Annotated in this window: 18 protein-coding genes and 2 pseudogenes; 12 read left to right on the top strand and 8 right to left on the bottom strand. The window is 68.4% G+C overall.

Annotated features, from left to right (window positions below; genetic code table 11):
• Positions 1–66: 66 nt before the first annotated feature.
• Positions 67–309, top strand: a complete 243-nt coding sequence (locus QC283_RS39145) for a hypothetical protein (protein ID WP_279566563.1) — start codon at positions 67–69, stop codon at positions 307–309.
• A 216-nt stretch (positions 310–525) separates the two neighbouring features.
• Positions 526–1,044, top strand: coding sequence for a hypothetical protein (locus QC283_RS39140; protein WP_279566562.1), 519 nt, complete (start codon positions 526–528; stop codon positions 1,042–1,044).
• A gap of 63 nt (positions 1,045–1,107) precedes the next feature.
• Here QC283_RS39140 and QC283_RS39135 read toward each other — a convergent pair whose 3' ends face one another.
• The 3 genes from QC283_RS39135 to QC283_RS39125 all read right to left on the bottom strand — a co-directional run bounded on the left by QC283_RS39135 (position 1,108) and on the right by QC283_RS39125 (position 3,932).
• On the bottom strand, positions 1,108–1,464 hold the full coding sequence (locus QC283_RS39135) for a hypothetical protein (RefSeq protein WP_279566561.1): 357 nt from the start codon (positions 1,462–1,464) through the stop codon (positions 1,108–1,110).
• Positions 1,465–1,492: 28 nt separating this feature from the next.
• Positions 1,493–2,356, bottom strand: a complete 864-nt coding sequence (locus QC283_RS39130) for a hypothetical protein (protein WP_279566560.1) — start codon at positions 2,354–2,356, stop codon at positions 1,493–1,495.
• A gap of 1,006 nt (positions 2,357–3,362) precedes the next feature.
• A complete protein-coding gene (locus QC283_RS39125; protein WP_279566559.1) occupies positions 3,363–3,932 on the bottom strand; it encodes a hypothetical protein in 570 nt (189 codons plus the stop codon).
• 462 nt (positions 3,933–4,394) lie between these two features.
• Here QC283_RS39125 and QC283_RS39120 point away from each other — a divergent pair, with 462 nt between their 5' ends.
• Positions 4,395–4,601 carry a hypothetical protein gene (locus QC283_RS39120; protein ID WP_279566558.1) on the top strand — a complete coding sequence of 69 codons (207 nt, stop codon included), beginning with the start codon at positions 4,395–4,397 and terminating at the stop codon, positions 4,599–4,601.
• Between the two features lie 2 nt (positions 4,602–4,603).
• On the opposite strand, the pseudogene QC283_RS39115 reads toward QC283_RS39120, so the two are convergent.
• Together QC283_RS39115 and QC283_RS39110 are read right to left on the bottom strand one after the other, a co-directional pair.
• Positions 4,604–4,829: pseudogene (locus QC283_RS39115) on the bottom strand (transposase); the annotation flags it as partial.
• Between the two features lie 250 nt (positions 4,830–5,079).
• Positions 5,080–5,925, bottom strand: coding sequence for an NAD(P)H-binding protein (locus tag QC283_RS39110; protein ID WP_279566557.1), 846 nt, complete (start codon positions 5,923–5,925; stop codon positions 5,080–5,082).
• A gap of 148 nt (positions 5,926–6,073) precedes the next feature.
• Between QC283_RS39110 and QC283_RS39105 the strand changes: the two genes are divergently transcribed.
• Both QC283_RS39105 and QC283_RS39100 read left to right on the top strand, forming a co-directional pair.
• A complete protein-coding gene (locus QC283_RS39105; protein WP_279566556.1) occupies positions 6,074–6,466 on the top strand; it encodes a winged helix-turn-helix transcriptional regulator in 393 nt (130 codons plus the stop codon).
• A 376-nt stretch (positions 6,467–6,842) separates the two neighbouring features.
• A complete protein-coding gene (locus QC283_RS39100) occupies positions 6,843–7,169 on the top strand; it encodes a helix-turn-helix domain-containing protein (RefSeq protein ID WP_279566555.1) in 327 nt (108 codons plus the stop codon).
• 372 nt (positions 7,170–7,541) lie between these two features.
• On the opposite strand, the gene QC283_RS39095 is transcribed toward QC283_RS39100, so the two are convergent.
• Complete coding sequence (locus QC283_RS39095; protein WP_279566554.1) at positions 7,542–7,856, bottom strand: hypothetical protein; 315 nt, start codon at positions 7,854–7,856, stop codon at positions 7,542–7,544.
• 106 nt (positions 7,857–7,962) lie between these two features.
• Here QC283_RS39095 and QC283_RS39090 point away from each other — a divergent pair, with 106 nt between their 5' ends.
• Complete coding sequence (locus tag QC283_RS39090) at positions 7,963–8,520, top strand: hypothetical protein (RefSeq protein ID WP_279566553.1); 558 nt, start codon at positions 7,963–7,965, stop codon at positions 8,518–8,520.
• Between the two features lie 617 nt (positions 8,521–9,137).
• Here QC283_RS39090 and QC283_RS39085 read toward each other — a convergent pair.
• A complete protein-coding gene (locus QC283_RS39085) occupies positions 9,138–9,875 on the bottom strand; it encodes a dienelactone hydrolase family protein (protein WP_279566552.1) in 738 nt (245 codons plus the stop codon).
• A gap of 86 nt (positions 9,876–9,961) precedes the next feature.
• Between QC283_RS39085 and QC283_RS39520 the strand changes: the two genes are divergently transcribed.
• The 4 genes from QC283_RS39520 (at position 9,962) to QC283_RS39065 (ending at position 14,316) form a co-directional block, all read left to right on the top strand.
• A complete protein-coding gene (locus QC283_RS39520) occupies positions 9,962–10,735 on the top strand; it encodes a hypothetical protein (RefSeq protein WP_336620692.1) in 774 nt (257 codons plus the stop codon).
• 323 nt (positions 10,736–11,058) lie between these two features.
• A complete protein-coding gene (locus tag QC283_RS39075; protein ID WP_279566551.1) occupies positions 11,059–12,567 on the top strand; it encodes a tetratricopeptide repeat protein in 1,509 nt (502 codons plus the stop codon).
• A gap of 292 nt (positions 12,568–12,859) precedes the next feature.
• Positions 12,860–13,252 carry a DUF4185 domain-containing protein gene (locus tag QC283_RS39070; protein ID WP_279566550.1) on the top strand — a complete coding sequence of 131 codons (393 nt, stop codon included), beginning with the start codon at positions 12,860–12,862 and terminating at the stop codon, positions 13,250–13,252.
• Positions 13,253–13,554: 302 nt separating this feature from the next.
• Positions 13,555–14,316 (top strand): metallophosphoesterase family protein, encoded by a 762-nt coding sequence (locus QC283_RS39065; RefSeq protein WP_279566549.1) that lies wholly within the window; start codon positions 13,555–13,557, stop codon positions 14,314–14,316.
• A 266-nt stretch (positions 14,317–14,582) separates the two neighbouring features.
• Here QC283_RS39065 and QC283_RS39060 read toward each other — a convergent pair whose 3' ends face one another.
• A complete protein-coding gene (locus QC283_RS39060) occupies positions 14,583–15,287 on the bottom strand; it encodes a restriction endonuclease (protein ID WP_279566548.1) in 705 nt (234 codons plus the stop codon).
• A 680-nt stretch (positions 15,288–15,967) separates the two neighbouring features.
• On the opposite strand from QC283_RS39060, the gene QC283_RS39055 reads away from it, so the two are divergent.
• A complete protein-coding gene (locus tag QC283_RS39055) occupies positions 15,968–16,804 on the top strand; it encodes a helix-turn-helix domain-containing protein (RefSeq protein ID WP_279566547.1) in 837 nt (278 codons plus the stop codon).
• Positions 16,805–16,887: 83 nt separating this feature from the next.
• Positions 16,888–17,077: pseudogene (locus QC283_RS39050) on the top strand (cupin domain-containing protein); the annotation flags it as partial.

Raw genomic sequence — 17,077 nt, 5'->3', positions numbered from 1 at the left:
CAACCCCGTAATCGCACGCGGCAAACCCGGCGACGTCGACGATCGCCCCCGGGATACTGGTCGCCCATGGATGAGGTCGAAGTCGTCGTCGCCCATTCCGAGCGCGCCACTCTGCGCGTCGGCGACGGACGCGAGGCCGGCGAGGATGGCGCCGTTGAAGCGGAGCAGCAGGGAGGCGTTGCCGTCCGTGCGGCTGGAAGCGCGCGGGTTCCCGGAATCCTGAACGTGGGTAAGCCGGAACCTGCGTGCCAGCTGATGGCTGCGGCGATCCCACGCGCGGTTTCCGGCTTAGCTGACGGGACATGGTGAGCGAAGCCCGGTTCTGCCAGGAGGAATGGGAAGACCACGGCTGATCTGAAAGACACTCCCGCCTGGACTTCCGACTTCGACGACGGCGACGAACTCACCCGGCGACTGCCATGACTGGCCGCTCTATATGATCACCGAATACTGGGCACTGATCCGCCTGTCCTGTGCGGAGATCAGCAAGTGGTGTCCTGTCCGAATAGTTGAGGGAGCTGGCGGGTGTCCGCTTTGGACTTCTACGCTCACGTCGCCGTTTGCGGTGAGGTCCTGGGAGTTGGCCTCGGTGCCGACCCGGAAGCCTGGGAGGCGTCCCTGGGGGCGACATGCCTCGATGATCCCGGCGGTGGCCTACTGCGGCGGGACTACGGGCTCGTGGAAATCAACTTCTCGCCGGACCAGCCAGGGCGGCAAGGGCAGATGTCGTGCTTCGGCTTCGGCGTGAAGATCCAACGACTGCTGTACGACCAGTCCCCGAACACCGTGCCGTCCCCGCTCTTGCGGGAGTACGGGGAATTCGCACCCAGAGTCCCCTTCAAGGAACTGCAGGCCGCCATCCTGGCCCTGGGCCACACGATCGAACTCGACAAGCACAACACGTCGAGTGACATGGACTGCTATTGCGTATCCGCGTCCGCCGCCCGCATCCACGTCGTCGCTGCCCCTGACCCGTACGGGTCAGGCGACCCAGATCCAGACGGACATCAGAGGGGCGACGTCTGGTCCATCGACGTGTGGTAAGCGGCCGGCGACCTCTCGGTACGACTCTGACCAGCTTGCTGCGTAGCGGTTCCAGCGTGGCCTTCACGCTGACGTCCACCCCACCACCTCGCCGACCTCACGGGCCATGACGGGTCCGGCAGCCTGCCGCACGGCGGCGATGATGCGCTGGTAGCCCCACGGCAGGGCATCCTCCTCCACGCCCGGCTCGCGGTGCGGGATCAGCATCACTGGCCGTCCGCCCACCTGCCCCAGCATCGGCCGGTCTGAGGAGCGCTCCTCAGCGAGCTGTCCAGTCATCCGCTCAAGGACGCGTTCGGCGACGGCGAGTTCGTCCCGCTCGCCCCGCACTTCCACCAGCCGGCTGGCCAGCTGTTCTTCGAGTTCCTCCAGTTCCGCGCGCCGCGCGGTGATTCGTTCCAGTAGCTCGGGATCCAGCATGCACCGGATCGTAGAGGGCCGTCTGGCCTCAGCGGTCAGGAACAGGAATGCGCCCGCGCTCCGCGCTGGAGACGATTTCAAGCAGCTCGTCGTCAGTGCGCCCAAGGCAGACGAACCGCCTCGATTCACTGTCATTCAGCAATGTGTTGATGAGGGCTGGGGGCCCGGCGACCTTGGTGGCCCACAGATCGTAGTCGGTGCACAGAACCCACGAGCGGTCATCGGCCCAGAGGTTGGACGGGCTGAAGTCGGCCTCAGACTGGTCGTACAGGATCTCGGCGTCGCCGATCCGGCCCGCACGCACGTGGAGGTTGTCGAAGTCGACGGCCTCCAGCATCAGCGGATTGCAGTAGGCCAGGCAACGGGTGTCCGGGCCCGCAGGACTGAACTGGGTGAGGATGGCGATCAGCCGGCTCCAGGTCTCACGGTCCAGGCTCCCCTCGGTCGGCGGGACCATGCCCAGCGGCCAGCTGCCCTCCTTCTTGGCCGTGGGAAAGCAACGGTAGGAGGGCACCAGCCCATCGGGCACGACCGGGTCGCCGGTTCGCCGGGCCAGCTCGGCCCAGCGCAGCCGCCGCCAGCCGGGGCCCGGATGCTGGGCACGGCCCAGCCTTCCTCCCGTGGCGATGCTCACGGCGTCGAGGTCGATGCCTCCAACGACGTGCGGCTGGACATTCCCGTTCGCCAGCCGCGCCTGGTGGGACTCGTGGTACGACACATCGGCCAGCCTCTGCTTGTGCTCGTACTTGGCGTTGAGCACCCACACGGCGTCAGGCATCGCCGGAGGCATGAACCCGGTGATGCCATCGCCGCACAGCTCCAGCAGCCAATCGGTGGCCTCGGAGGGCACGAGCGGCCACAAGCTTGACGTCAGGTTCAACTCTACGGACATGCGCCCATGATCCCAGGCGCGAACCGCCCTCCCGCAGAGGGTTGGCACTACACCGCCCGAGCTCGCCACCTGGGCACGTTCCCGCGTGCCTGGCCAGGATGCCGAGGCGCACCTCGAACACCATCGAGCCGACCGCTGACGAACGATCTTCTCCGCAGACTCCCGCCCACGACCAGCACGAGTACCCCGAGAGTCATTCACACCAGCCCTTTGACCTGCGACTTCAAGTTGGCGGCAGCTCCTGCACCGCATCAGCCGCCGAACGGCGGCACGGCGTTCGGGGACAGGCCGGGGCGGGTGCGGTGAAGTCGTACGGGGTGGCGCCATCGGCCCGGCGGCGTCGCGGGCGACGTCCACGTCGACCTCCACCACCAGCTGCGGGTCGACGAGTGTGACGTCCAGGACGTCGCCGCTGCCCCAGCCGGCGGCGAACGTGCGCCCCCTCCACGGATGCTCCCCTGCGGCTGGCGTCAACGCCTCCGCGAGTACGGCCGTCGCAGCGCGAGCAAGCGGGACGGTGCGGCCGGTGTAGCGCAGCCTCCGTGTGCCGCCGTAGCGGCCGAGCAGGAGCGTGCGGGGCGCTGCGGGTGGGCCGGTGACCGCTCCGACGATGGCGTCGGTCGTGCTGCGGACCTTGTACTTCGTCCATGTCCTGGCGCCGGGGCGGTATGGCTCTGCCAGCCTCTTGAAGCACAGTCCTTCGAGGCCGGCCGACGTCCACGTGAGCCACTCACGGGCGGTGTTCGGGTCGGTCGTCGACGGGCACAGCGTGAGCGGCGCGGCCAGCGCCGCTTCCGCGAACAGCGTTTCCAGGGAACGCGCAACCGCCCCGGATGCCGGTGGCGCCGATGAACTACTGCAGCAGACCGGTCGGGTACCAACGTAGGCGTCCGTCGGCGAGCGCTACCATCGCTCCGACCACCGCCAGACCGACCAGGGCAGCCAAGCGGCTTCTGCACTCACAGCTGTCGTGTCACGCGGAGTTCTCGCGGCTGCTCCCGCGCGCTCAGTTCGGCCGCTCGTATTCGTCGATCGTCCCGTCTCCGTTGTCGTCGTACATGTAGTCGTATGCGTCGCCGTAGTTGTGCCGGTAGCGCATACACGTGCCCTCGGCGCGCAGTTCGGGCTCGCCGTTGTAGTAGTCGAGGTGGAGGGTGACCCGGATGCCGTCGTCGAGGGTGGCGGTGATGCCGTTGTCGACCTTCTCGACGGTGCGGCCGTCCTCGCGCCAGGTGCCCCTGAGGGATGCCAGCGCCGCGCGGTAGTCGTCGTCGCTGGCGAAGTCCAGGTCCCAGGTGAAGATGGGTTCGGCCCGGCTGACGCCGGTGTCGTCGAACCCGAGGTCGTCCACGCACGAGGTACTGTCCTGCCGGGAGGCGTACGGCTCCTTGGCCGGTGCGGGGGACAGCGCGCGGTAGGCATCCTCACCGGCCTGGGTGGTGGCCCGGACATGGTCACGGAGCTCCTCGGGGGTGTGAACGGGTCCGCCTTGTATCGTCTCGCACGCCTTGGCCGTCAGCCCGAGGAGAGCCACTAGGGCAACACCGAGGACGGGGACCACGATCTTCGACTTCATGCTGTCGATCAAAGCCGCCCGGGCGGGATCCGGGGCAGCGCTCTGCTACTCAGCCAGTCTGAGCTGTAGCACCCAGACCGGGTTGTCCGGCCGCGGTGGGGGCTTGTCGTACGTGACAGCCGAGGTCAGGCGCAGGAGACTCCGGTCACGAGCAACGCGCGATGCCGACGCGGCACTGAGCCGAGCACCACCAGGAGCACGCCGACGACGATTACGAGCCTGCGGCTTTTGCCTGCCGTGTCCCGAGCCGGGCGTCCACTGCGCACGGGGGCCGGAGAGCCGGAGTGCCCTTCTGGGCCTGTCAGCCTGCGCCGTCTACGCCGAGTGTCAGCGGGGAGAGCGTTCGGGCGCCAGCCCAGGCCGGGCAGCGAAGAGGGCTCGGCAGAACCGGGCTGCCTGGGCTGGTGGTCGGATCGTGGAGTGGAGGAGGGCCCGCGCCGAGCCCTTTGCTGGCTCGCGGCGGTGATAGAGCTGAACCCCGACGAGCTGGTCAACGCGGACCTCAAGCACAGCTTGCCCAAGCAGCACCGAGCCCGCGACCAGGCCGACCTCGCCGCCGAAACCCGCCGCTTCTTCCGCGTACGACAGCGCCAGCCCTACATCTTCCGCGGCTACTTCGGCGGCCCACACGTCCGCTACGTCCTCGACGAGAACCCCATAAGTTTCTGATCAATAGCGAAGCGGCGATGCACGGTCGACTTCGACGCCACGAAGCACTGTGGAAAGGACCGCCAAGTGCAGCGGCTGACCAGCACGTAGATGATCGCGGCAAACACCGCCCATCATCGATGTTCGCGACCCGCCGCCCTCCGGACGAACCCGCGCCGGCGGCAGTAACGGCCTTGCCAACTCCCACAATCCGTCCGGAACGATCCATCCCCACCGTCCACTCCCCATGCCCAGCACAACCGCCAGTTGACCATGTAGGACACGGTCTAAACAGGACGCTCCTGACGGGGCTTCGGCTTTGCTGCTGTTATCTGGTACGAGGGGTACGAGGTAGGGCAGCGAGGTTACACCTCATCCTCTAGCCAGCGTCTGAATGCGCTACTTCCGACTGGTCCGCGACTCGCAGTAAATTGTCACGAGATCCCCGCTTGGACAGAACGTCAAAGTCCTCTCGATGCCTTGGCCGGAGACGCAGGGCCTATCGGAAGGCGGCGATGTGGCGCTGGGCCCAGTCGGCGAACGTGCGGGGCGCGCGGCCGAGGAGCCGCTCGACGTCGGGGCTGATGCACTGCTCGGCGAGGGTGGGCTCACCCAGGATGGTCAGCGTGGTCTCGACCACGGGCTCGGGCATGAACCGCAGCATCTGCGCGTGGGCCTCGTCGCGGGTCTGCTCGATGAACCGGACGGGTTCGCCGAGTACGTCGGCAATCGCCTCGGCCCGCTGGCGGGGCGTGCTGAGGGCTGGGCCGGTCAGCTCGTATATCTGTCCAGCGTGGCCGTCGTCCCGCAGGGCTGTGGCGGCGACCTCGGCGATGTCGTCCGGGTCGATGGTCGGCAGGCCGATGTCGGCGAACGGCGCGGCGGCGGTCCTTCGGACGCGGACCGACTCGGCCCAGGCGTATGCGTTGGAGTTGAAGCCTCCGGGCCGCAGGATCGTCCAGTCCATGCCTGATTGCTGGACGGCGTCCTCGATGGATCGTCCCAGGTCCCCGTGAGAGGCCGAATGCGGTCGGGTCGCGACTCCTTGAGAGGACAGCAGGACGACCCGCCCGACGCCGCCGGCCTTGGCAACGTCGAGGATGTCCGGTGGGCTCAGCAGGTGGGCGCTGGGGCCGCCGCTTTGCAGGAACAGCGCGTCGGTTCCGTCGAAAACGGGCCGAAGGCTCTCGGGATCGATCAGGTCCGCCTGCATGTACTGGACGCTCTCCGGCACGTCCGCGTCCGAGATCCCCCGGGATGTCGCGGTCACCTGAGCACCGGCTGCCGCGAGGGCCTGCACGAGCGATCGGCCGACGTTGCCGGTCGCACCCGTCACTACGAACATGAACAACTCCCGTGTCAATTCGGCATGGTTGTCGCCGCCCGAGCGGGCGGGGCCGCCGCGGAAAGCTGCTCTCTGGGCGACACGGGGACGCTAACACCGTCGATATAGTAGGTACCTACAGGAAAGTGACTATCCCGAGGGGGTGTGTATGGCCGGCGACGCTGACTGGGTGGCAGCCGCTGCAACCGACCCGGAACTCGCCTGTCCGACCAGTGCGGTCGTGGACATCGTGTTCAGCCGGTGGACCACGCCGATCCTGTGGACTCTCCACATGCATGGTCGGCAACGGTTCGTCGAGCTGGAACGACGGATCGGCACGATCACACCCAAGGTACTGACCCAGCGGCTGCGTCAGCTGGAACGCGACGGCATGGTCGTGCGTACGTACCACCCGGAGGTCCCCCCGCGGGTCGAGTACGAGATCAGCGAGCTGGGCCGCAGCCTGGCCCCACTCTTCGCGCACCTCGCCGAATGGGCTGCCGGCAACCTGGACAAGGTCGAGCAGGCCCGGCACGACTACGACACCGTTCCACCCCGGTAGCGCGTCAGCGAGAGGGCTCGATCCTTGTCCGAACTCCGCTACCTGGTTGATCCCGCAGGCAAGTGGGTGAAGAGCCGGACTGGCGTTTTTCACGGAGCCCCAACAGCAATCCCAGGGTCGGTAACGATCGACCCGTGCTGAAAGGACCAGCCGTGCCCATCCGCAACGTCACGGACATACGCCGCGACGAAAACACACACAGGTCATCGGCCTGTCGAGCGAGCGAACTCGAGATAATCCAGCAACAGGCCGGCCACGACCACGCGTCCACCACCTCCATCTACACCTGCGTGCCCTCCGACTTCCGCACCCGCACTCTGCGGCGGGCGCTGGACGCCACCATCGCGGTCCCGCTCAAGCCCGCGAGGAGTGCCCGATGAAACGTCAGGTCAGCTACCAGAGGCGACTGCGCGAGAAGATGGCCACGGCCGGAATGTTCACCACCAGCGAGCTCGCCCCGCCCCTCGCCGAGAGCGGCATCAACCTCTCCCTGTCCCAGGTCCACCGGCTCGTCCCTGCCACCCCCGAGCGGCTGTCGCTGCCGGTCTTGGCCGCGCTCTGCGACATCTTCGACTGCACCCCGGCCGACCTGATCGCCACCAGGGCAGAAAACGCCACCGTCCGCAGGGTCGCCACCGGCAATGCGGTCGTCGACCTGTCGGCCGTCCGTCCCAAGTACGCCCGCATCCGGCCGGAAGGATGAGCCGCACCCGCGTCCGCGCCGAGGACCTGTTCCGCACCCGCTGCGGCCGTGCACTGCGGCTGGGGGCGAAACTGGCCCGAGGGCTACATCTGCCAGAGCTGTATGACCAGGGCTCTGGAGACCTACGGGACCTGCACCGGATGCGGAGTCGAGCGGCTCACTCCCGGCCTCGCTCCGGACGGCGGGAAGCTCTGCTCCGACTGAGCCGGCGGGATCGGTGACTTCTTCTGCGAGCAATGCGGCCAGGAGGCCAGGAGGCCAGACGATTCCGGCGCGGGGTCTGCGGCCGATGCGTCCTGACCGAGCGGCTCTGCGAACTCCTCGACGACGGCACCGGCTCCGTCCACGCGCAACCTCCCACTGTTCGACGCTCTACGGCAGATCCGCCGCCCATGGGGCGTCCTGACCTGGACTAATAAGCCCCACACTCAGCGCAACCTGCGCGACCTGCTCATGCAGAGCGGCGTCCTGCCCCCGGCTGACCGGCAGCTGCTGCTGTTCCAGCGGTGGCTCGCCGAGAAACTGCCTGCCGTCGGCGACGCCGGGCACCGGCGGCTTCTGGAGCTCTTCGCGACCTGGCACGTTCAGCGCCGTCTGAACTCCCTGGCCGACCGCGGCCCGCTCAGCAGTAAGCAGGTTCATCAGGCCCGCAACGAAATTCGCCTCGCGACCGCCTTTCTCGATCACCTCGCCAAGTGCACGCAGGGCCGATGTCGATACTTGGTACGCGGGTGGCTACACCGCCCGGCGCCTGACCCACGCCGTTCTGCGATGGGCGATGCGGTCCAAACCCATGCGCAAGGTCGCTGTCCCGCATCGCTCCACGAGCAATCCCGCCCCGCTCGCTCAACACCAGCGACTCACCCTGTTGCGGCAGGCCGTCGACCAATGCGGCATTCCGCTCCAGAACCGTGTGGTCGCTGCGCTCGTCCTCCTTTACGCGCAACCGCTCACCCGGATCGCTCGGCTCACCACCGACGATGCTCTTCACGAGGACGGCGAGGTTCTGGTCCGGCTCGGCGAACCTCCCTCGCCCGTCCCTGAACCGCTTGCCGGACTGCTGCTGACCTGTCTCGACCAGCGACCGAACACCAGAACCGCCACCAATCCCAACGCCCGGTGGCTCTTTTCCGGCCGCAGGGCTGAACAGCCCACGCTCGAACTCAGGCTTCGCCACCTGGGCTTCCCCACTCAGCGAGGGCGGACGGCGGCCATCCGCCACCTTGTTCTCCAGGCCCCTGCACCCGTGATCGCCCGTATGCTCGGCTACCACGACGACACCACCGCCCAGCTCGCCGCCGAGGCAGGAGGAGCCTGGCGCCACTATGCCCCCGGCGACCACACACGGTGACACCAGCGCCTCAATGACCAAGGAATAGGCGTCAGTCGATTACGCGAGGTAGACGAACGCCTCGCCGCCCTGGGCAGACTTCTGACCGACACGAGATACCGATGCGGCTCCGTGTCGTCGGAGTCACCGTTCTCCTCTACGGACAACCGCTGAGCCGCGTCGTCCGGCTCATCCTCGACGACGTCATCCGCGACGGCGTCACCGTGCTGCGACGACTCGGCGAGCCGCCCTCACCCGTTCCCCCGCCGGTCGCCGCCCTGTTGCTGGAACACATTACGGACCGCGGCAACATGAACACCGCCACCAACCCGGTGTCCCGCCGGCTCTTCGCAGGACGCCGCCCCGGCCAGTCCCTCGGCCCCAACCACCTGTCCGCGCTCCTGAACCAGGCCGGAATCCCGATCACCGCCCTCCGCCAGCAACTACTCGAACTGCCCGCATCCGTCGTCGCGGACGCTCTCCGCTACCACGACACGACCACGGCCGCCTCCGCAACGAGACCGGAGGAACCTGGAGCCGATACGCCGCCGGAGATCACGAAAGGTCATCAGCAGGCTGGGCACACCGGGGAACCAGCGACAGCTGAATACGAGGGCCCCCAGTATCAACCACCCCCGTCATGCCCCCAGCTCCTCCGTCACGGGCAGGCACTCGGCGAGCAGGTCGACGACGTCGCGCCAGGCTCGCTGCGCGTGCTGCGGGTGGTAGCCGACGCCGGGGACCGTGGGGTGATCGACCGGCGGATGGTGGAAGGCGTGCAAGGCGCCGCCGTAGACCGTGAGGCGCCAGTCGACGCCCGCGGCCTGCATTTCGGCGGTGAACGCGTTGCGTTGTGCGGGCGGCATGATCGGGTCTTCCGATCCGACCCCGGCCCACACCGGGCAGCGGATGCGCGCCGCCTCGCCCGGTCGGCCCGTGGTAGTTGCGTTGACTGCGCCGATCGCGCGCAGGTTGACGCCGTCGCGCCCGAGTTCCAGCCCGACGGCGCCCCCGGTGCCGTAGCCGATGGCGGCGATCCGGTCGGGGTCGGTCCGCGGTTCGATACGCAGCACGTCGAGCGCCGCATGGCCGATGTTTCGCATCCGGTCGGGATCAGCGAGCAGCGGCAGACAACGGGCCAGCATCTCCTCCGGGTCGCCCAAATAGCGCCCGCCGTGAAGGTCGAAGGCCAGCGCCACATATCCCAGTTCGGCGAGAGCATCGGCCCGGCGGCGCTCGACGTCGCTGAGCCCCATGCCCTCTGGTCCGAGCAGCACTGCGGGCCGGCGGTCGACACCGGCCGGGAGCGCGAGATGCCCGATCATTGTCAAACCGTCGGCCGGATACTCGACCGTACGCGTCGTAATCGTCGTCATGAGAATGGACTGTAGGGATCGTCGAGCCCGATCCGGCCGCCGTTCTGCCGCTGGCAGAGCCGAGGCGGACAAGGTGCCCGGTCCTGATGCTCCAGGACACGCTCGGCGAACCGGAATGGGCCGAGCTGCTTACCCCGGTTCATCGGCGCGGCCCGACTCCGCTGTTCTGGTCTTACGTACGCCCGTGCAGGAAGGTGAACCTCGGCATGGGCGCCCGGCTGAACTGCACTGCGGTCACCGTGCCCAGGACCCGCACTTCAACCGAGGGCGATCTCTTGACGAAACCAGGGACAACGACGGCACGTGTCTGGTGGAGTGATGTGGAGAAAGGCGCCTGGTACGGCGCGTGCCAGGGCGGATCTGATCTCTCAGGAGAAAGGACGAGGATGCTGTCGGAGGCGATGACCGCGCTGGCCGCGGCGGGGGGTACTGCGGTGGTGCAGGCCGCAAGCACTGACGCATGGGCAGGGCTACGCCAGCGGCTGGCCCGTTGGCTCGGCCGGGGGAACCCGCAGCGCGAGAACGCCGAACTGGAGCGCCTCGATCAGACCGCAGGCGAACTGAACATAGCCGGGCCGGCCGAGCTGGAGCGGGTACGCATCCGCCAGGGGGCGGCGTGGCAGGCCCGTATCGAAACCCTGCTGGAAAGCCTCGACGACACCGAACGAGCCCAGGCCCTCGAGCAACTGAGCGCCCTGCTCGGCCAGCGCATTCCCCAAGGCGGGGTGTCAGCCGGCCAGGACGGGCAGGCCGTCGGCGGGAACGTGGACATCCGTGCCGACCGCGGGTCCGTAGCCGCCTGGAGCATGGGCAACGTGACCCTGGGAAACCCTCCGCAGCCGGGACCGCCCCAGGGCTGAGCGGACCCGGCGCCACCTCAGCCCCAAGCCCCGCTCCCTCCGCCTCCGTCTCGGCCACACGTGGCGGGGTCGCCGCCTACAGCATCGGGCATCTCCACCAGCATATTTCCGAGAAGCGGAACGTTGCCCGGAGCGATCGCGCTCGGCCTGTCGCGTCGTGGACGGCGCAGCAGCTCGGCGTTCACCCCGCCATTCATGGCACCACCCCTCCCGAGGACAACGGCGCCTTTGTACTCCCGGACTACATCGAACGCGACCACGACCGGCAGCTGCGCGACCAGCTGGTCAAGGCGGTCTCCGCCGATCAGGCGACGCTGGTGCTTGTGCGCGGAGAGTCCTGCACGGGCAAGACCCGCACCGCCTTCGAAGCCATCCGCGCCTGTCTGAAGGACTGGCAGCTGGTCTTCCCGAAGAACACCGGGAGGCTCCTCGGCCTGCTCGATGCCGACGCCCTTGCCCCGCGCACCGTCCTGTGGCTCAACGAAGCCCAGAATTTCCTCACCGGGACCGACGCGGAGGAGGCCGCCGCCGCATTGCACAGCCGGCTGGAGCAACCCGGACCGCCGGTCGTGATCCTGGGCACGCTGTGGCCCGAGTACCACCGCACCCTGACCGCTACGCCGGAGCCTGGAAAGGACGCGCACCCAAACGCTCGCGCCCTGCTCAACCAGGTCAAACCGGTTGATGTCCCGACGTCCTTCACCACCACGGCCCTGGGTAACTCGCTCGTCCACAGCGACCGATCGCTGGCCACGGCCGTGAGCACGAGCACCGGCGGGAGGACCACCCAGACCCTCGCGGCAGGCCCGCAACTGGTCGACCACTACCAACAAGCCACCAGCCACAGCCCCTACGGCCATGCCATCATCACCACTGCCATGGACGCCCGTCGCCTCGGTCACACCTCACCCCTGCCGGCCGCACTTCTCAAGGCTGCCGCCCCCGGCTACCTGACCGAACGACAGCGTGCCGCGGCGAACCCCGACACCTGGTTCGCGCATGCTCTCGGCTATGCGCGGGAAAATGTCAAGGGCGTGGTCGCAGCCCTGGAGCCCGTCGCCGACCCGGAGGGCATGGGTGCCCTCCCAGACATCTACCGTCTGAGTGACTACCTCGACTACCACTCCCGCACTATCCGCCGCTACGCCTTCCCGCCGGACTCCTTCTGGACCGCGGCCCGGGACCACGCAGCCGGCACAGCAGACCTGGAGGCCCTGGCAGAAGCAGCCGATCAGCGGGGCCATTACCGCATCGCGGCAGACTTGTACCAGCGGGCCGCCGACGCCGGAGGCACAGGCGCCCTGGTGGAGCTGGCCTGGCGACGTGGGCGGGCTGGGGATTTCGACGGCGCGGAACAGCTGTACCAGCGGGCCATCGACACCGGAGACACGGGCGCCCTGACGGAGCTGGCGCAGCTGCGCCAGCGGGCTGGGGATCTCGACGGCGCGGAACGACTCGCCCAGCGGGCCGCGGATGCCGGGGACACGGGCCCTCTGGTGGAGCTGGCCTGGCGGCGCGGGGAGGCCGGGGATCTCGACGGCGCGGAACGACTTGCCCAGCAGGCTGCCGATGCCGGAAACATCAACGCCCTGGTGCGGCTGGCGTGGCGGCGCGAGGAGGCCGGGGATCTCGACGGCGCGGAACGACTTGCCCAGCAGGCTGCCGATGCCGGAAACATCAATGCCCTGGTGCGGCTGGCGTGGCGGCGCGAGGAGGCCGGGGATCTCGACGGCGCGGAACGACTTGCCCAGCGGGCCGCCGACATCGGAGGCAGGGAGGCCCTGATACGGCTGGCGCGGCCGCGCAAGCGGGCCGGAACGCCGAAAGCGTGAAACGGTCGAGGCGATTCGGGCTGGAGGCTGACGGTTCTCCAGCTCAGCCGTGGTAACGGCACACAAACGAAGTCCCCCGCCAGACCAAAGAACCTGCGTAGCCCTGTATCGCAGCAGGCCGTCGGTTCCCCCAACGGAAAGAACCTCGCCGTTTGCGGCTGGTGACGATCTTGCTGGCCTTTCCGTGCCCGGCGGGGCCGGCAGCTCGTTGGTCAGGACAGCAGCGGCCGTCCTGGCGATCCCGGTCGCGGGTGGGTGTGGAATGTCGACGCGGCCGAGGAGGTCGCCGAAGGTGCCTGAGCTGACCGCGCAGGTGGCGCGGGCGGTGGCGGCGCGGGGCCCGTACCCGTTGGCGATGCGGGTCCGTGACGAGCTGGGCGAGTCGTGCCTGCGGCTGCTCGACGGCCGGTGGATCCTGACCTGGTTCAACCAGGGCGACTACCGGATCGAGGGCCTGGTCACGGACCGCCCCACGGCGAACCTGCGCACCGCTCGCCGCCGTACCCTGCTGTGGGGCACGTCCTGGGGCAACGAAGACGACACCCACGTGGCGCAGTTGTACGGCGGCTACGTCATTCCCGGGTCAACGCTCAACGGCCTCCACCTGTCAGTCAGCCAATGGAACACCCAGGCGGGATGGCCCTACCGCGTCATGCAATTCCGCGTTCGCGGGCTTGCCCTCTGACCCAGGATCCCAGCAGAGGCCCATCCATCCCCGGGTCCCAGCAGAGGTCCTTCCGTCGCGACTCGCAGCAGCGTGACGGGACGCGGGACGTGAGCACGCGAAGCGAACATGCAGGCAGGCCCTCAGCGGCACAACCCCTGGTGCCCCTCCGATGCGCAGCTTCGACGCGACCACCGTGGGCCAGGCCGGAACCCCTGGAAGAACCACGTATCCGGCGACCACACACGCTGAACGGCCACCCTTGAACTACGCGCCGGGCGAAAGACCTCACCACTCTGCTGTCTTCTCCCCACAGTGTGACCATGCCGAACCGAGTAGCCGTCCTGTCCGACATCCACGGAGTCCTGCCGGCTCTGGAGGCAGTGCTCGCCGAACCAGACGTCAGCACCGCCGACCACATCGTGCTCACCGGCGACATCACCGCCGGTCCACAACCGACTCAGGTTCTCGACCTGCTGACCAGCCTCGGCGACCGCGTCATCTGGATCAGCGGCAACGCCGACCGAGAACTCCTCGAATACCGCCGGGGGCAGCGCGACACGATCCCCGATCCGATCGCTCCCTGGGCAGCCGCACAGCTTCGCGAGGACCATCTCGACCTTCTCGGCTCGTTGCCCCGGTCCCTCTCCCTTTCCGTGAACGGCTTGGGAAAGGTGCTGTTCTGCCATGCCACCCCCCGCGACGACGAGGAGATCGTTCTGGTCGACTCCCGTCTCGACCGCTGGAAGGAAGTCTTCGACGGACTCGATACCGACATCCGCACCGTGGTCTGCGGCCACACCCACATGCCGTTCGTCCGCCTCGCCCACGGTCGACTCGTGATCAATCCCGGCAGCATCGGCATGCCCTACGGACGAACCGGAGCCCATTGGGCTCTCCTGGGGCCGGGCATCGAACTCCGTACCACCACCTTCGACATCGAGGCCGCCGTCACCCAGCTCAGCCAAGAATCGTCCTACCCCGAAATCACCGAGTGGGCCGACTACTTCGTGCACGCTCGCGCGACTGACGCCGACGCCCTAGCAGCCTTCGCCCCACGGGACGGACGCGACCACAACCCGTGACACCCGCTCCCCCTCCGCGACAGCGGGCAGCCGAACACCGACTACACAATCAACAGTGCTTGCCATTCCCGAGGCCCGAACAATGCGTTGGGCCCTCGAAAAGGTTGGAGACCAGAGGGGGCGTGTCCGCGCTACCGTCTCACCGTGGCACGCCGGTCTGACCTGGCGCCGGCGAAGCCGGGTCACGGTGACGACCGCGTGCCAGGCTGTACCAGCCAGGACTTCCACAGGCCACCAGCTCACCACAGGCGGAACAAGCCGCGCCCTCAGCTCAAAGACGTCGGGCGCCGCGGAGGCGGCACCGCCCGCAGCAGCTCCCACAGTGGACGCGAGCCGGACGCCCACACGGCCAGCGTCTGACGGTCGACGACGTGCAGCCGCTGCTGCTTGGCGAACGTCACCGCAGGTCCGGTCACCCGGCCGTTCGTGACGATCACCGCGACGTCCGCGCCGTGCACCTGCCGGGCCGTCCCGTTGAGCACCTGCAGTTCCGGCGTGCCCACCGCCGAGCCCTGAACACCGTTGCGGCGGTGCTTGCACTGGATCACCCAGCGCCGCCCGAACGGGTCCGTGGCCTTCACGTCCGCGCCCAGGTCGCCGCGTCCGCCGACCCGCTGAGCATCCCGGCAGCCGTCCCGCCGCATCAGGTCCCGTATCGCGTCCTCGAACCGCGTGTGGTGCAGCGCGTCCAGCTGCGGCAGACCGTAGCGCAGGCCTTGCGCCCGCACCGCCTCCCACTGGTCTCGTTGCCGCCGGTTGTAGAACCAGCCGGCGCCCGCGAGCACGGCGAGCACCAGGGCCAATACGAGGACCCACCAGTGCGTCAGTAGCCAGTTGACCACCATCACCACCAGTCCGATACCGGCCGCCGCCACGACGGCGAGGACGAGCAGCTGCGCGTTCCGCTGCTGCTGCCTCCGGCTCGGCCGCCTCGTACGCCGCCGTGCCGGCGGTCGTCGCCGCCGGGTCACCGCTCCCACCGGATCGGGTACGACACCGTGGGACGAGGCTGTGGCGCCCGCGCAGCGGGGGCGTGGTCGAACCGGATCGGGTACTGGACCGTGGTCTGCGGCCGCGGAGTCTCCCCACCCCCTGCCGAGACGTTGCTGTTGCCCAGCCCGACCACGGCCAAGGCCACCACACCGAAGATCATCGTTTCCCGTTTGGCGCCCGGAGCCCACCGCGAATGACCGCGAACCGGTGTCCCGTCAGAGCGCACGTACGGCCGTACCCAAGGCATACAAGCCTCCCCCTCGTAACCACTCCCCCGCACAACCGCCCATGTTGACAGGAAGCACTGACAATGCGTCAGCACATCAGTACCCGAGGTGATCAAGGAAGGGGAGAACAGGCCAGGTCAGGGAAGACGTGAGGGCTCTGCCCCACACCAGATAGGGGTCCAGCCAAGGTGAGCCCAAAAGGAGCAGTGGGATGATCTTGAAGGCGTGAGCCGCGTTCCGGGCTACCACCGGGTGCTTGGCCCTGTCCCGGGTAAAACCACCACCCGCCTCCTCAACGAGACCGGCGGAACCTGGAGCCGATACGCCGCCGGGGATCATGGAAGGTCACCAACAGGCTGGGCACCCCGAGGAACCCGCGACAGATGAATACGAGAGTCCACCAGTAGACCGCCGGTTCGTACACTGCGAGGGTGGAAGACCATACGGCCACCAGGATCGATGCACGGCCGGCGCCCGCCTTGCGGCGGTACGTCGGCTCGTATGTCGGTTTCGATCTTCGTGGGTTCCCGGCGGGGGTGCACTGCGGTCCGCCGGGCCGTGTGCTCACTGCGGTGATCAGTCTGTCCGGCCCTTTAGAGGTGGCGGCGGGCGTCGACGACGGGTCACCGGTCACCCGATTCGACAGCGTGGCCGGCGGTCTGATGCGCCGGTCCGTCGCGATCCACCACGACGGACGCCAGGAAGGCGTGCAGGTGTCGCTGACACCGCTCGGGGCCCGGGCCGTCTACGGCATTCCCGCCGCTGATCTCGCCCACCGACTGGTCCCACTCGACGAGCTCCTCGGAGCGCTCGGCGTCGAGCTGGTCGACCGGCTCCTCGCGGCGACGACATGGGCCGCGCGGTTCGCCGCGCTGGACGAGTTGCTCCTGCGAGCCGTCGCCCGCAGCGCCGGCGGCGACCGCATGTCCCAGGTGCGCCCCGAGGTGGCCGAGGCCTGGCGCCGCCTCTTGGCCGCGCGGGGCCGCGTCCAGGTTGGGGCGGTCGCCGCAGAACTGGGCTGGAGCCGCCGGTATCTCACCGAGCGGTTTCGCGGTGAGGTGGGCCTGTCGCCGAAGACCTTCGCCCGGGTTCTGCGCTTCGAGCACGCGCACGAACTGGCCACCGCGCACGACCCGCTTCCGTGGGCCGATGTGGCCACCGTCTCCGGCTACGCCGACCAGGCCCATCTCGCCCGGGACTGGAGCGAGTTCACGGGCCGATCGCCGACAGCATGGCGCCGAGGCGAAGTCCTGCTCGGGACCGGGTAGTCGCCGACCGGCCGCCCATCGCGTCGGCTTCCGTTCCCTTTCCTTCAAGACCACCCGATTGCCGTCCTGTGACGATCGTCGGCATGAGACTCGTCAATCACGAACCCAACGCCATCGACCTGCGGAACACCCCCGTGCACCTCGGGCTGGGGTCGAGAGCGAAACCCGTCGAGGGCTTCGCCTGGGACCCTGAGGTGCTCCATGCCTACAGCGCCGCGGTCGCGGCGGACGGCGCCGAGGGCCGGATGGTGACGATCTTCGACGGCGACGGCC

The sequence above is a fragment of the Streptomyces sp. DH41 genome (assembly GCF_029813785.1).
In the GTDB taxonomy this organism is placed as follows: domain Bacteria; phylum Actinomycetota; class Actinomycetes; order Streptomycetales; family Streptomycetaceae; genus Streptomyces.
Note: the sequence above shows the minus strand (reverse complement) of the source record. Positions and strands in the feature narration are given on the sequence as shown.

Bases quoted from the DNA above. Each gene is read 5' to 3' on its own strand.
- QC283_RS39110 (WP_279566557.1), bottom strand. From the start codon at position 5,925: ATGTTCGTAGTGACGGGTGCGACCGGCAACGTCGGCCGATCGCTCGTG.
- QC283_RS39090 (WP_279566553.1), top strand. From the start codon at position 7,963: ATGCGCAAGGTCGCTGTCCCGCATCGCTCCACGAGCAATCCCGCCCCG.
- QC283_RS39145 (WP_279566563.1), top strand. From the start codon at position 67: ATGGATGAGGTCGAAGTCGTCGTCGCCCATTCCGAGCGCGCCACTCTG.
- QC283_RS39105 (WP_279566556.1), top strand. From the start codon at position 6,074: ATGGCCGGCGACGCTGACTGGGTGGCAGCCGCTGCAACCGACCCGGAA.
- QC283_RS39100 (WP_279566555.1), top strand. From the start codon at position 6,843: ATGAAACGTCAGGTCAGCTACCAGAGGCGACTGCGCGAGAAGATGGCC.
- QC283_RS39085 (WP_279566552.1), bottom strand. From the start codon at position 9,875: ATGACGACGATTACGACGCGTACGGTCGAGTATCCGGCCGACGGTTTG.
- QC283_RS39520 (WP_336620692.1), top strand. From the start codon at position 9,962: ATGCTCCAGGACACGCTCGGCGAACCGGAATGGGCCGAGCTGCTTACC.
- QC283_RS39125 (WP_279566559.1), bottom strand. From the start codon at position 3,932: ATGAAGTCGAAGATCGTGGTCCCCGTCCTCGGTGTTGCCCTAGTGGCT.
- QC283_RS39135 (WP_279566561.1), bottom strand. From the start codon at position 1,464: ATGCTGGATCCCGAGCTACTGGAACGAATCACCGCGCGGCGCGCGGAA.
- QC283_RS39130 (WP_279566560.1), bottom strand. From the start codon at position 2,356: ATGTCCGTAGAGTTGAACCTGACGTCAAGCTTGTGGCCGCTCGTGCCC.
- QC283_RS39065 (WP_279566549.1), top strand. From the start codon at position 13,555: ATGCCGAACCGAGTAGCCGTCCTGTCCGACATCCACGGAGTCCTGCCG.